Consider the following 13,483-nt stretch of genomic DNA (forward strand, 5'->3'; position numbering starts at 1 on the left):
CATGGCAGGGGGAGATCTCGAAACCAAGCTGGCTGCCGCTCGCACCCGGCTGATCCTGGACAAGCCATTTATCGGCGCTCTCGCCCTGCGCCTGCCGATGATCGCCGCCAATCCAAAATGGTGCCGCACCACGGCCACCGATGCCCGCAACTTCTATTACAACCCGGAATACATCCAGGCGCTGAGCCTGGACGAAACCCAGTTCGTACTGGCGCACGAGGCGCTGCACTGCGCACTGTCCCATTTCGCGCGGCGCCAGCATCGCATCAAACAGCGCTGGGACGTCGCCTGCGACTTTGCCATCAACCCCCTGCTGATCAAGGATGGCCTCAGGGCACCGCCCGGCGCCCTAGTTCTGGATCTTTACGAAGGCATGACTGCAGAAGAGATCTACCCCTGCATCGATGAGAACAACACCGATGAACCGATGGATCAGCACATCTATGACGGCGAGGACATAGACCCAACCAGCAGCGGCCAGCAAAAGGGGGACGAGCAGCGCGAAGGCGGCCAAAGCCAGCAAGACCAGCAATCCGATCCGCAAAACCAATCCCAGTCCGGCGGCAGTTCGCAAGGTCAGCAGAAGGATGATCAGTCTGGCGGCGCACCCCAGCCCAAGCCGCTGACTGCGGCAGAACGCGAGGAGCTGAGCGCGCAGTGGCAGCAGCGCCTCGCCGGCGCTGCCCAGCAGGCGCAGCAGGCCGGCAAACTCGGTGGGTTGCTGGCGCGCATGGTGGGCGAACTGCTGCAACCAAAGCTCCCCTGGCGCATGCTGCTTGCACGCTACATGACCCAGGTTGCCCGGGATGATTACAGCTACATGCGCCCTTCGCGGCGTGAAGGGCAGATGATCCTGCCCTCCCTGAGAAGTTCCCAGGCTGATATCGTGGTTGCGCTCGACACCAGCGGCTCGGTCAACACCGAGGAACTGAACGAATTTCTGGCCGAAATTAACACGCTCAAAGGCCAGTTGCGTGCCCGGGTCACCCTGCATGCCTGCGACACCGCTCTTGCCGACGGGGGTCCGTGGGTCTTCGAACCCTGGGAGGAATTCAAGCTGCCCAAGGAATTTAAGGGTGGTGGCGGCACCGACTTCCGACCAGTATTCAAATGGGTCGAGCAACAGGGGCGATCGCCCGACTTGTTGCTTTATTTTACCGATGCCGAGGGCGATTTCCCGCCATCAGAGCCTCATTACCCCGTAATCTGGCTGGTCAAAGGCAAGGCACCGGTGCCATGGGGACAACGCATTCAACTGAATTAGGGCGTGTTAACACTAATTTCACGCCTGCGTTGCTGCGAGAAAGCGATGGATGCTAGGCGCAAGGCGCGGCGAATGGTTGTTCCATTCGCAAGCCTTGCAACGACGCAGACGCGCTTTTCTCGCAGCAACCCTACGGGACGGGGGCGATTTGGGCGCCCCCCTTTGTCGCAAGCCACTTGTGGTGGCTTGCACCACGTCGTGTCTTGCTTCGCGGGCTGCATCCCAAATCGCCCCCGTCGCAGACGCGAAATTAGTGTTAACACACCCTAGCCTACCCATGTCCGAACTCACTCCCGAAGACGCCCTGCGTCTCAACGTACTGCTTGCAGGAGAAATCCAGGCAATCCGCATCGACGAAGCCAACATGACGGTTCTCGGCTTGTCCCCACGTGGCGAAGCAGCGGTCAAATTGCATCCGGTCGGGCGCAGCGACCAGTACCTGCGCCGGGTACGCGAACTGCTTGCGGGCCACGCCATCGGCTCGCCTGGCGGCTATCCGGTATATATACAGCGCTGGACGCGCATGGGACAGGCGCGCGACAAGGGACTGGATCGCCTGCTGCTACTCGGCGAACCCGAGGCGGTGGTATCAGTCGCCTATTCCAACGGCCTCACCGACGAACTGGCGCGCTTCGCCTGGTGGGCCATGCCGACCGCTGACAACGCCCGCCGCATGCTGGAGAGAGAATGTGTCGTACAAGGGAAAATGGGCAAAGTTCTGGCAGAATACCTGATCGAACATCTACCCTTCGAAAACGAACCACATATCATCATCGACACCGTGCGGATCGTGCTCCAACCGGGATTGACCGATGCGGCAGCCCGACAGCGCCTGTGGAAAAAAGGCGCCTACGACAATGCCTATTACATCGGCTTTCTCGAGCGCATGCCAGACGATCTGCCGGAACAGCACGCTCCACGCGCCGATTGGGAGGCACAACGGGCAAAGCTAACACCCCTAATTGCACAGGGCAATACTTACGCCCGTCAGTTGGAGCGATTTCTATCCGGGCCGGGCCAAGCCTTCCTCCAGACTAGCGAGGAAGTATTGCGTCGCCCGGAAAATCAGGACGTTGTCGTCGCCCTGTTGAACGCGATTGCAGCCTATTTTGCCACGATACGGCAAGCAGGTTGCAATGGGAACTCAATGGAAGCGATTCTTGCCGATGCGGCGGCGGAGGTCGGAAAGGCTCAATCGGCAGAACTGTGCGAGCTTCTGAACACCGCACCTGAATTAGCCGGGGAGGTGAGCGCAATGCTGGCGCTGGCGCGCATGGATGCGCAGGTGGCCACGCCGGTGCTGGCGCGAACAACCGCCGCCGGCACCTTGATGCGCAAGAAGCTGGAACCGGTTGCTATCCCCATCCTGCAGCAACTGGCCGTGTTGAGGGGACAGCCTTTCAACGCCGCCCACCCGAGACGGCGGCGCTAATTCAGGGAATAAATCACCTCTTGGCGGCGCTGCGCTCCGGCATGGAAAGCCGGGACATATAGTCCACCACTGCTTCCATGTCCGGGTCGGCGTAATTCTGCACCACTTTCACCATCTTGGGGTTGGCGTTCCCGCGCTTTCCATCGCGGATATTCATGATCTGGCGCAGCATGTATTTGTAATGCTGCCCCGCCAGAACAGGGTAAAACTTCTTCTCGTTGCCCTCGCCGTTTTCACCGTGGCAGACCTGGCAGTCGTTCTTGTATAGCGCTTTGCCGCGATCCAGGCTGGTGCCCGGACCTTTGCCGTTGTCGTGCGGAATTTTCATGTTCTGCAGGTAAATGGCGACATCGGCGATTTCCTGCATGTCGATGATGTGCTTGCCGGCGAATGGGAACATCTTTGGGTTTTCCCTGCGCCCATCGCGCACGTCGGCCATCTGCTTGATCAGCACGGTAGCGTGCTGGCCCGCCAACTGCGGGTAGGTCCCGTCCGACAGTCCGGCGCCATTCGGCTTGTGGCAGCCTTGGCAAACGCGGTAGGCGTTACGGCCGCGCTCGGCGTCGCCCTTCAATTTGAGGATTTCGGCCTTTTCACCAGCCGGTTCATTCCAGACATAGTCCTTGGATTCGATCCCCGGCGCCTTGGGCTGCTGAGGCGCACCGGCCAAGACAGGTATGGCCAGTGCCAAAGTCAATGCCAGCGCCAGGAAGCTAAGTTTTTTCATTATCGGTTTCCTTGTCTACGATTAATGCCCCGTGCGGTCCGGCAGGACGCGCAGATTAGCCGACACTCTTTAACTGGCATGGGGCTAAATGGTTTCGCTTATTTTAATTGGACACCCGCAAGATACTCCGCCACGGCCCTCATTTCCTGCTCTGTCATTTTAGCCGTTACCGACTGCATCGCCAGCCCTTTGTCGTTATCGCGCTCGCCGGTATTGAAACGCTTTAGCTGCAACAAAGTGTACTCGGTATGCTGTCCTGCGAGGTGGGGGAAAAAGCCATACCCCAAGGCATCCACTTCGTGGCAGCCGGCACAGGCCGGCACGCCGGCATCCGGATTGCCATCCATGTAAATCTTTTTCCCCTGGGCCACCAGGGCAGGGTTTTTGACCACGCCAGGCTTGGCTTTCTGGCCTGCGTAATAGAGGGCAAGGTTGGCCATGTCATCGGGAGTCAGGTTCGCCACCATGCCGGCCATGATCTCGTTCTTGCGCTTGCCCGACCTGAAATCCTTGAGCTGTTTGAGAAGGTATTCTGGCTGCTTGCCCGCCAGCTTGGGAAATTCCGGGTTGGTCGGCTCGGTGCCGTTGCCATCTACGCCATGACAGGCCAGGCAGACTTGAGAAGCAATCTGCTTGCCCTTTTCCGGGTCGCCCTTGGGGGGAGCGGCCATTACCCACCAGGATGCCGTTAAACCAACCATCGCTGCGAGAATTACGAACTTTTTCACGTTTCATTCCCCCTAATAACCGCCGCAATGCTTCTAAAAATCAGGAATTATTAGTAATTATTTTACCTTAAAACAATGCATTGAACCCAACCGCTCATAAACGGCTCTGAAAAACGGTGTGCACATTGCTTGAATGGGGACCCTAACTGACAAAAAAAGGGTGGCTCGCGCCACCCATTCTCTATATTGCCGTCTGATTTCAATCAGATCAGGTCAGATTAGTGCAACCCGGAAATATATTCCGCCACGGCTTTCATGTCCTGGTCGGACATTTTCATAGCGACCATCTGCATCATCTTGCCAGGGTCGTTGGCACGTTCGCCGATACGGAAATTCTTCAGCTGGGTTTCGATATATTCACCATGCTGGCCGGCCAAGCGAGGGAACATCGCCGGGATGCCGGAACCGGTAGGGCCGTGACAACCGCTACAGGCCGGCACGCCCATCGCAGCAACACCACCGCGGTAAATTTTTTCACCTTTCGCTGCCAAAACCTGGTCCTTGGCAGCGGCCGGCGCCAGCTTTTGTCCACCAAAATAGGCCGCCAGGTTCTTCATGTCTTCCGGGGAAAGGGCCGCGGCCATGCCCGTCATGATTGGATTCTTGCGTTCACCCGATTTGAAGTTAGTCAGCTGCTTATTAAGGTAATCAGGATGCTGGGATGCCAGTTTCGGATTCGCCGGGGCCGGGCTATTGCCATCAGCACCATGGCACGCAACGCAAACTGTATTGACGATCTGCTGAGCCTTCGCAGGGTCGGCCTTGGCTGCTTCCGCGTTTACCCCTGATGCGGCCATCAACCCGACAACCGCTGCCACCACCATGGCTTGTTTCATCGCTTACTCCTTAATTAAACCGTTGCATGAATTTGCTAAAAATAACTTGGCATTCTATATCAAATTTGCCTTATCATGCCAGACTGAAAAAGGAACAATATGGCATTATTTCAAGAAGCACAGTTTTTTATCTCAGCGGACAAGCTCACCGACCTGCCGCCACCCAGCGGCATAGAGATCGCCTTCGCGGGCCGCTCAAACTCTGGAAAATCCAGCGCAATCAATACGCTGGCCAACAGAAACCGCCTTGCATTCGTCAGCAAAACACCGGGCCGCACCCAGTTGATCAATTTTTTCAGCCTTGGCAATGATCGCTTTCTGGTTGACCTTCCCGGCTACGGCTACGCCAAGGTGCCTGAGGCCATGCGCGTACATTGGCAAAGCGTGCTGAGCCGCTACCTGATGGAGAGGGAATCTCTTTACGGGCTGGTGCTGATCATGGATGCCCGCCACCCACTCACCCCGCTGGATCATCAAATGCTCAACTGGTTTATCCCCACCTGCAAGCCGGTACATGTCCTGCTCACCAAGGCGGACAAGCTCAGCAAGCAGCAAGCCACGACTACTCTGCGTGCAGTTCGGACGGAACTCGAGCGCACCTACCCAAACTGCACGGTTCAACTTTTTTCCAGTCTGAAACGAATTGGCCTCGACGAGGCGGAAGCGATGATAGGGAAATGGCTGTCCGCCCTCCAGGAGGATGGGGGAGGCATTGTTGCGCATTGACGCGATGTGGTGACATAGGTAATCTCTGAAAATAAAAAACCCCCGGGTAAAGGGGAGTAAACCCGGGGGGGATAAAACGCCTTAACAGAGGGTTAAGGCACCCGCTCAGGGAGGGAAAGCGGGGGACGAAAGGGTTATCGTCCACCTGCTCAGAGTGGAATGGCCTGGATAAAGTTCCGCGCTTAATATCGATTTCAGCATTTCCGATAACCCATTACAGATACACCATTATAGTGAGGCCGTGCGACCCGCGGACTCTATCTAAACAGGACTCGTATGCACGCTCTGGGCAAATATCCACATAAACGCATGCGCCGCATGCGGCACGACGAATTTTCGCGTCGTATGATGCGCGAAACCCTGCTGACACCGGCCGACCTTATTTACCCTGTGTTTGTGCTGGACGGCAATAGCCGCAGCGAGCAGGTTACCTCCATGCCTGGGGTGATCCGGCAAACCCTGGACAAACTTCTTCATCAGGCAGAAGAATGCGTCAGGCTCGGCATCCCGGCTTTGGCGATTTTCCCGGTGATCGATCTGCCCTTCAAAAGTCTGGACGCGGCCGAAGCTTATAACCCGGAAGGCCTAGTGCCCCGCGTGGTGCGCGCCCTGAAACAGCGTTTTCCAGAATTAGGCATCATCACCGACATTGCGCTCGACCCCTATACCATCCATGGCCAGGATGGGTTGATCGACGGCAACGGCTACGTTTTGAATGACGAGACGGTGGCTGTATTGGCTAAGCAGGCGCTCACTCACGCCGAAGCCGGCGCCGATGTGGTCGCCCCTTCGGACATGATGGATGGACGCATCGGCGCGATACGCAACGCGCTCGACGGTCAGAATCATATTCATACCCGGATTCTGGCTTATTCCGCGAAGTACGCGTCAAGCTTTTACGGCCCTTTCCGCGATGCAGTCGGCTCCGCCGCCAATCTGGGGGCTGGCAACAAATATACCTACCAGATGGACCCGGCCAACAGCGATGAAGCCTTGTGGGAAGTGGGGCTGGACCTAGAAGAAGGGGCCGACATGGTGATGATCAAACCCGGCATGCCTTATCTCGACATCGTTCGACGCATCAAGGACACCTACCAGGCGCCAACGTTTGTTTACCAGGTTAGCGGCGAATACGCCATGCTCAAAGCGGCCGCCCAGAATGGCTGGTTAAACGAGAGGGCCTGCGTGCTGGAGGCCTTGCTGGGATTCAAGCGCGCCGGCGCGGACGGGATACTGACCTACTTTGCGCTGGATGCGGCGAACTGGCTCAAGGAGAGCTGAAATTCCGGGCTATTCCCGGTCCAGGTCCATGGCCCGTCTATCCCGCTCCACTTTGATAATGTAGCGTTGAATCATGGACTGCATATTTGCCGACAAGTTGATGAACTGACAACCAGCCCGCTTGGTTTTCAACCCGTTTCTTAAAGTCACTTCAAATACGTTCCGTATTTCCATGGTCGCCACAATATTGCCGATCTCGGGCAAAACCAGGTTGCATCCATTAAATATCATTCCTGGCTCAACGGCAGCATCTGCCGGCGGGAGAACCACGCCTACTCCGCCGATGCTGATATCTGCAACCACCATTTCAATCTTGCACTTGTCGTCCATTAACACGATACATTTCAATGGGTTGACGACAGGCGTCGTCACCCGATAATATTCCCGCCGCTGCAGCTTGATCAACGACTTGGGAATCTCGGTTCTGAACACATCGCGGCCTTCGAGCCGGGTCTTTTCTATCCAGTTGGTGACAAACTGAACTTTGACCTTCTCTTGGGCCGTAACAAAAATGATTTTTCCACTATCGAGAATTTTTTCGTTGAGCGCTTCGTTTGCACCTAAATCCAGAAAAACCAGTTCCTCGTCCGGGTCTATATCAATGATTGATGTCAGTATGAAACTTTCGCCGCGATTAAAATAAGCGCTTACCAGTTCAGTTTTTTCCATCACTGCGCGAAGAATATAGACAATTTCTTTCTTCCAGCTAACCGTAAAACTGCCGGCATCGCCTTCGTCGGCAACCGATAAGCCCTGGGATGAGTTCGGGGTGGGATTTACCATGTTGTCCCACCAGGAGCCGCGGAAGGAATGTCATTCTGACGACCGACAAGGAGTGCCCACAAATTTTTATGGCAAGAGCACGGGCAGGAAGGCATCGAAAGGGTCATTAGCATTTTGACTCTAAACTATTCGAAAAACAAAACCGCAAAATCCTTTATACCATGTGCAACAGGCAAAAGTGCGCTTGAAAGTATAAGGGCATTATCCTTCTTCAAGCAATGCCTCGACCAGCCTGGCGTGCGCGCGTGCATTTTTTTCAGAAGGACCACGTGGGATTTGGCGTATATCCTCCGCAGCAAATACCGTAACATTAATTTCTGCGGGGCCATCCAGCAAGGTGAAGACGGGGAAGGCGCGCTCCGCACCCCCCAAATGGAAATGTTTTTCGCCACTTTTATAGGGCACCTGCCTGGCCAGTAGAAACAATTCCACCTCCTTGGCGCTATCCGTGAACAACTGCAGGTTAATATCCGAATGGCGGGTTGCCGTGCCATTCAAAACCGAACCTATAAGATACGGATTGAACGGCTCCAGCAAGCGCATCGCATCCAATGCCTGCTGCCGCAACTGACCCAAACGCTCTCTTTGCTCATCCCGCTGGAAAATCGCCTGATAATCCCTTAAGGCCCGCTCTACTTCATCGTTATCAGGCAAATTATGGGTGTCCGGCGCACCTATCTGGCGAGCAGCCTTGTGCTTGGCCGAAGCATAATTCTGAAGACCGTCCTCTGCAATGATGCGGGCCGCCTGATGTGCGATTCGCTCACGCATGCGGAGATTCGCCGCTTTTTCTCTCTCCCGATACTGCAGAGCGGGCTTTTCACCCAAGTCTTTATCCCGCCCCGACATTTCAGAACAATTGATCCTTAACCTCTTCTGCGGACTTTCCGCCGCCGCCAAAGAGGCCTTCGAAGAAACCGGTCTGCTCGGCCGGAATATTTTCCTGATAAAAATATTCCAAAATTCCTTCACTTCCCTCGGAAACACGACGTCCACTTTTCGGGTCGATCTTGACTGTCGCCACACCTTCCGGGACAACCAAATCCGCTTCCGGCACACCTTTCAGCACCTTGCCCATATAACTCATCCAGATCGGCAACGCTGCCTGAGCACCCGTTTCTGCTCCACCCATGGATCGAGGCTGATCAAAACCGATCCAGGCAATCGCCACCAATCCCGGGTTGAAGCCCGTAAACCAGGCGTCCACCTGATCATTGGTAGTTCCGGTCTTTCCGGCAAGATCCTGACGTTTCAGTTGCATGGCACGCGCACCGGTACCAAAACGTACCACATCGCGCATGATGGAAGTCATGATAAAAGCATTACGCGCATCAATCGCGCGCTCGGTATCAACACCAGCACGCTTGGGTTTGGCCTGCACCAGCAGGGTGCCGCGCGCATCGACAATCCGGTCGATCAAATAAGGCTGCGTACGGTAGCCCCCGTTGGCAAACACCGAGTAAGCCGCGGCCATTTGCATCGGGGTTACCGACCCCGCACCCAGTGCCATAGTCAGGTAGGGTGGGTGCTTCTCAGGCGAAAAGCCGAAACGGGTGATGTAGTCCTGTGCGTACGATGGGCCGATAGACTGCAGCACACGGATAGAAACCAGGTTCTTCGACTTGGTCAGGGCGGTGCGCAAACGCATCGGGCCATCATAATCATTCTCGTAATTTTTTGGCTCCCAGACCTGACCACCGGTTTGGGCCGCATCCACAACGATGGGGGCATCATTGATCACAGTTGCGGCGGTCAGGCCTTTTTCCAGCGCCGCCGAGTAAATGAATGGCTTGAAGCTTGACCCCGGCTGGCGCCACGCCTGCGTGACGTGGTTGAATTTGCTGCGGTTGAAATCGAACCCTCCGACCAGAGCGTGAATCGCACCGTCCTGAGGCACCACCGAGATCAGCGCCGATTCGACTTGCGGCAATTGTAAAATCTGCCACCCTGCCTTGTCACCCTTCTGGACGTGAATCAGCGCGCCTCGGCGCAACCGTGTTTTCGGGCTGGTATTGTCACTCAGGTTTTTAAGCACGAATTTCAGGCCTTCGTTGCTAATCTGGGCAGTTTCACCCCCCTTGATGTAGCACTTTACCTGCTTCGAACTCGCCTCCAGAACAATCGCCGGCACCAAGCCATTACTTTCATCCGCATCCGCCAAAGCGTCTTCCAGCAATTCTTCCAGATTTGCCGCTCCAATGGGTAACTCAACAAAACCCTCCGGCCCACGGTAGCCATGACGACGGTCATAATCCAGCACGCCTTGGCGCAACGCCAGGTTGGCGGCTTCCTGGTCCGCCTTGCGCAGCGTCGTATATACTTTCATGCCGCTATTGTAAATCGCCTCCTTATAGCGTTCGAACATCGCCTGCCTGACCATTTCCGCTGCATAATCCGCATTGACCTCTGCATTATGCACCTCACGCTTCACCACCAAGGGTTGCGCCAGAGCAGTTTGATACTCTGCGTCGGTAATGTATTTGAGATCATGCATGCGGCGCAGGACATAGTGCTGTCGAAGCTTTGCCCGCTTCGGATTAACCACAGGGTTGTAGCGCGAGGGCGCCTTGGGGAGTCCCGCCAGCATCGCAACCTCTGCCACGGTCAATCGTTCAAGCGGGCGCCCGAAGTAGGTCTGGGCTGCGGCGGCGAAACCGTAAGCACGCTGTCCCAGGTAAATCTGGTTGACGTACAGTTCGAAAATTTGGTCCTTGGACAAATAGTGTTCAATTTTCAGTGCCAGCAGCACTTCGCTGAATTTGCGTGTCAGCGTTTTCTCTCCAGACAGGAAAAAATTCCGCGCAACTTGCATAGTAATCGTGCTCGCGCCTTCCCGAGCGCCGCCAGCAGTCAGATTTGCCAAGGCAGCGCGCGCCACCCCCATGTAGTCCACCCCACCATGGCTATAGAACCTGTCATCCTCTGCAGCAAGAATCGCTAGCCGCATAGGCTTGGGTACATCCCCAATCTTGATCAGCGCACGCCGCTCCTCGCCAAACTCAGCAATCAACGCGCCCTCCGCCGTATAAACGCGCAGAGGGATTTTGGGCCGGTAATCGGTCAGAACCTCCAGTGAAGGAAGATCAGGGTAGGCCAAAATTCCCGCCAGCATGATTGCAGCAGAAAAAACAAAACCTAAGGCCAAAAAGGCCAACAGCGGATATCGCCACCAACGTGAACTCATTAAACTCTTTCTTACCTTAATTTAATATCAGAACCAATTGACATAAATTACTTAAGGGGAGGATTATAGGCGTCTGGGCCGACAAAAGAAATTCCAAAAAAATACTTTACACGCTCAGCACTTGTTGCTAGCATTTAATGTAAATTATGCGTAACCCACCTAACCGGGCAATATTAAAAAGGAAATTCGTTGCAGCTCGACTTCAATTTGAATCTCGATTTTCTGCAGACTAAGTCTCCACCCCTCATCGGCGTTGACATCAGCACTTCGTCCGTCAAGATGGTTGAACTCAGCGACGCCGGTAAGGGCCTGTACCGTATCGAGCGCTACGCTATCGAACCCTTGGCAAAAGATGCGGTTGCAGACGGCAACATCGCAAATCTCGAAGCTGTTTCGGAAGCTATTAAACATGCTTGGCGCCAAATGGGAACGCGGACCAAAAACGTTTCTCTAGCTCTACCTGCGGCAGCCGTCATCACGAAAAAAATAATTGTAGCTGCCGGACTGAGTGAAAACGAACTCGAGATGCAGGTGGAAAGCGAGGCTAACCAGTATATTCCTTTCGCACTGGACGAGGTAAACCTGGATTTTCAAGTGTTGGGCCCTGTCCCAAACAATCCGGAGGAAGCCGAGGTTTTAATCGCCGCATCGCGCAAGGAAAAAGTTGAGGATCGGGTCGCCGCTATCGAATCGGCAGGACTTAAAGCGCTGGTCATGGACGTGGAGTCTTACGCCACCCAAACCGCCTACGAGCTGATTGCCCCGCAATTGCCTAATGCCGGGCATGATCAGACTATTGCCATAGTCGACATTGGCTCAGCCATGATGCATGTCAACGTGCTGCTCAACAACCAGTCAGTTTATATGCGCGAGCAAACATTCGGCGGAAATCAGCTGACCCAGGAAATCCAGCGCCGTTATAGCCTGTCGGCGGAAGAAGCCGAAATTGCGAAACGCAACGGCGGCCTGCCGGAAAATTATGAGCCTGAAGTACTTCAACCCTTTTTAGACTCGCTTGCGATGGAAGTTGCGCGAGCATTGCAGTTTTTTTTCTCTTCCACCCAGTTCAACCGGGTTGACCACATTTTGCTGGCCGGTGGATGCGCCATGATCCCGGGAGCGGATGAAGCCGTATCACAACGCACCCAGGTCCGCACCTCCGTTGCCAACCCTTTTGCCAACATGGCGATCTCTTCACGCGTCAAACCTCGCCAATTGGCGCAAGAGGCGCCCATATTGCTGATTGCCTGCGGCCTTGCCATGCGAAGGTTCGATCCATCATGATCCGCATCAACCTGTTACCCCATCGCGAGCAAAAACGCGCCGCACGCCAGCGTGAACTTGCTATTATGGCTGGTGCTGCATTGGCACTGGGCCTGTTGATTGTAATTATGGTTCATACCATTCTGGGCACCCAAATAGAAAATCAGGGGGCGCGTAATAAATTTCTGGAAACAGAAATCAAAAAACTCGACGACCAAATTGCAGAAATCAAAGTACTCAAAGAACAAACTCAAGCCATGCTGGCTCGAAAGCAAGTGGTGGAAACCTTGCAGAGCAACCGCTCAGCAGTCGTCTATCTGCTTGACCAACTAGTACGCCAATTACCTGACGGGGTGTACCTCAAAGCAGTTAAACAAAGTGGCAATAGCATAAGCCTGCAAGGGTATGCGCAATCCAATGCAAGGGTAGCCACATTGATGCGCAGCCTGGAAGCATCCCCTTGGCTGCAGTCCCCAAATTTGATCGAGGTCAAAGCTGCCACAATAAACAACCTGCGTGCCAGCGAATTTTCCTTGAACGTCAAACTTTCACCGCCAGAGGCAGCCGCCGACAAGGACAAGGTGGGGGGCAGCGCCAAGCCCAAGGATAAAAAAGCATGAATCTGGACGATTTTACAAAACTCAACCCTAAGGATATTGGCAATTGGCCAATAATACCGAAAGCTCTTGTGCTATGCGGGCTTTTCATACTAATCCTTTTCGCCGGATACTGGTTCGACTGGCAAAACCAGCTTGCCGATCTGGATATCGCCAAAGAAAAAGAATCCCAACTTCGCGAAACCTTTATCTCGAAGAAAAAACAGGTCGTCAACCTCGATACCTACCGCCGACAGCTCAAAGACCTGGAACAGGCTTTCGGCGCACTAATCAAACAACTGCCCAACAAGGCTGAAATGGATGCACTCCTGACAGACATCAACCAAGCCGGCCTAGGGCGCGGACTGGAATTTGAACTGTTTCGACCCGCAAACAGTGAAATCTTAAGTGAGTTTTATGCTGAGAGGCCCATTTCCATTCGCGTAACTGGCAATTACCATGACCTCGGAGCCTTTGCCAGCGATATCTCGCGGCTACCGCGCATCGTCACCTTAAACGAAATCAATATCACCCCCAGCGGCCAGACATTGACCATGAGCGCCGTTGCAAAAACTTACCGTTACCTTGATGAGAACGAACTCGCGGCGCAGAAAGCGGCGCAGAGAAAATCTGCCAAGGAGGCCAAGAAGTGAGGCCCGCCCA

Annotated in this window: 13 protein-coding genes; 7 read left to right on the forward strand and 6 right to left on the reverse strand. The window is 54.8% G+C overall.

The features are described from left to right. The first annotated feature begins 1 nt into the window (after position 1). Both SCT_RS01080 and SCT_RS01085 read left to right on the forward strand, forming a co-directional pair. Positions 2 to 1,264 (forward strand): VWA-like domain-containing protein, encoded by a 1,263-nt coding sequence (locus SCT_RS01080; RefSeq protein WP_059417924.1) that lies wholly within the window; start codon positions 2 to 4, stop codon positions 1,262 to 1,264. 277 nt (positions 1,265 to 1,541) lie between these two features. Further along, entirely contained in the window at positions 1,542 to 2,696 is a 1,155-nt protein-coding gene (locus tag SCT_RS01085; protein WP_059417927.1) for a hypothetical protein, read from the forward strand. A 13-nt stretch (positions 2,697 to 2,709) separates the two neighbouring features. Here the strand turns inward: SCT_RS01085 and SCT_RS01090 are convergent, their stop codons facing one another. The 3 genes from SCT_RS01090 to SCT_RS01100 all read right to left on the reverse strand — a co-directional run bounded on the left by SCT_RS01090 (position 2,710) and on the right by SCT_RS01100 (position 4,987). Continuing rightward, a complete protein-coding gene (locus tag SCT_RS01090) occupies positions 2,710 to 3,423 on the reverse strand; it encodes a c-type cytochrome (protein WP_059417928.1) in 714 nt (237 codons plus the stop codon). 98 nt (positions 3,424 to 3,521) lie between these two features. Then, positions 3,522 to 4,151, reverse strand: coding sequence for a cytochrome c (locus SCT_RS01095; protein ID WP_088178617.1), 630 nt, complete (start codon positions 4,149 to 4,151; stop codon positions 3,522 to 3,524). 218 nt (positions 4,152 to 4,369) lie between these two features. Then, positions 4,370 to 4,987: a cytochrome c gene (locus tag SCT_RS01100; RefSeq protein ID WP_059417930.1), complete on the reverse strand. Its 618-nt coding sequence runs from the start codon at positions 4,985 to 4,987 to the stop codon at positions 4,370 to 4,372. Between the two features lie 99 nt (positions 4,988 to 5,086). Between SCT_RS01100 and yihA the strand changes: the two genes are divergently transcribed. Both yihA and hemB read left to right on the forward strand, forming a co-directional pair. Continuing rightward, positions 5,087 to 5,713, forward strand: coding sequence for a ribosome biogenesis GTP-binding protein YihA/YsxC (yihA, locus tag SCT_RS01105; protein ID WP_059417932.1), 627 nt, complete (start codon positions 5,087 to 5,089; stop codon positions 5,711 to 5,713). A 276-nt stretch (positions 5,714 to 5,989) separates the two neighbouring features. Beyond that, positions 5,990 to 6,994 carry a porphobilinogen synthase gene (gene hemB / locus SCT_RS01110; RefSeq protein ID WP_059417935.1) on the forward strand — a complete coding sequence of 335 codons (1,005 nt, stop codon included), beginning with the start codon at positions 5,990 to 5,992 and terminating at the stop codon, positions 6,992 to 6,994. Positions 6,995 to 7,003: 9 nt separating this feature from the next. Here hemB and SCT_RS01115 read toward each other — a convergent pair whose 3' ends face one another. The 3 genes from SCT_RS01115 to SCT_RS01125 all read right to left on the reverse strand — a co-directional run bounded on the left by SCT_RS01115 (position 7,004) and on the right by SCT_RS01125 (position 10,961). After that, positions 7,004 to 7,777 (reverse strand): flagellar brake protein, encoded by a 774-nt coding sequence (locus tag SCT_RS01115; protein WP_059417938.1) that lies wholly within the window; start codon positions 7,775 to 7,777, stop codon positions 7,004 to 7,006. A 201-nt stretch (positions 7,778 to 7,978) separates the two neighbouring features. Then, entirely contained in the window at positions 7,979 to 8,605 is a 627-nt protein-coding gene (locus SCT_RS01120; protein ID WP_144408191.1) for a hypothetical protein, read from the reverse strand. Positions 8,606 to 8,627: 22 nt separating this feature from the next. Beyond that, complete coding sequence (locus tag SCT_RS01125; protein ID WP_059417940.1) at positions 8,628 to 10,961, reverse strand: penicillin-binding protein 1A; 2,334 nt, start codon at positions 10,959 to 10,961, stop codon at positions 8,628 to 8,630. A 189-nt stretch (positions 10,962 to 11,150) separates the two neighbouring features. Between SCT_RS01125 and SCT_RS01130 the strand changes: the two genes are divergently transcribed. From SCT_RS01130 to SCT_RS01140, 3 genes are read left to right on the forward strand one after another with little or no spacing between them, the layout of a single operon-like run. After that, positions 11,151 to 12,245: a pilus assembly protein PilM gene (locus SCT_RS01130; RefSeq protein ID WP_059417943.1), complete on the forward strand. Its 1,095-nt coding sequence runs from the start codon at positions 11,151 to 11,153 to the stop codon at positions 12,243 to 12,245. Beyond that, entirely contained in the window at positions 12,242 to 12,844 is a 603-nt protein-coding gene (locus SCT_RS01135; protein ID WP_059417946.1) for a PilN domain-containing protein, read from the forward strand. Before SCT_RS01130 ends, SCT_RS01135 begins: the two co-directional genes overlap by 4 nt. Beyond that, complete coding sequence (locus tag SCT_RS01140) at positions 12,841 to 13,473, forward strand: type 4a pilus biogenesis protein PilO (protein ID WP_059417947.1); 633 nt, start codon at positions 12,841 to 12,843, stop codon at positions 13,471 to 13,473. The genes SCT_RS01135 and SCT_RS01140 overlap by 4 nt, the downstream gene beginning before the upstream one ends. Positions 13,474 to 13,483 lie beyond the last annotated feature (10 nt).

It is taken from the genome of Sulfuricella sp. T08, from assembly GCF_000971475.1.
Lineage (GTDB): Bacteria > Pseudomonadota > Gammaproteobacteria > Burkholderiales > Sulfuricellaceae > Sulfuricella.

Coding starts and splice junctions, on each gene's coding strand:
- SCT_RS01080 (WP_059417924.1), top strand. CDS start 2: ATGGCAGGGGGAGATCTCGAAACCAAGCTGGCTGCCGCTCGCACCCGG.
- SCT_RS01085 (WP_059417927.1), top strand. CDS start 1,542: ATGTCCGAACTCACTCCCGAAGACGCCCTGCGTCTCAACGTACTGCTT.
- SCT_RS01090 (WP_059417928.1), bottom strand. CDS start 3,423: ATGAAAAAACTTAGCTTCCTGGCGCTGGCATTGACTTTGGCACTGGCC.
- SCT_RS01100 (WP_059417930.1), bottom strand. CDS start 4,987: ATGAAACAAGCCATGGTGGTGGCAGCGGTTGTCGGGTTGATGGCCGCA.
- yihA (WP_059417932.1), top strand. CDS start 5,087: ATGGCATTATTTCAAGAAGCACAGTTTTTTATCTCAGCGGACAAGCTC.
- hemB (WP_059417935.1), top strand. CDS start 5,990: ATGCACGCTCTGGGCAAATATCCACATAAACGCATGCGCCGCATGCGG.
- SCT_RS01115 (WP_059417938.1), bottom strand. CDS start 7,777: ATGGTAAATCCCACCCCGAACTCATCCCAGGGCTTATCGGTTGCCGAC.
- SCT_RS01125 (WP_059417940.1), bottom strand. CDS start 10,961: ATGAGTTCACGTTGGTGGCGATATCCGCTGTTGGCCTTTTTGGCCTTA.
- SCT_RS01135 (WP_059417946.1), top strand. CDS start 12,242: ATGATCCGCATCAACCTGTTACCCCATCGCGAGCAAAAACGCGCCGCA.
- SCT_RS01140 (WP_059417947.1), top strand. CDS start 12,841: ATGAATCTGGACGATTTTACAAAACTCAACCCTAAGGATATTGGCAAT.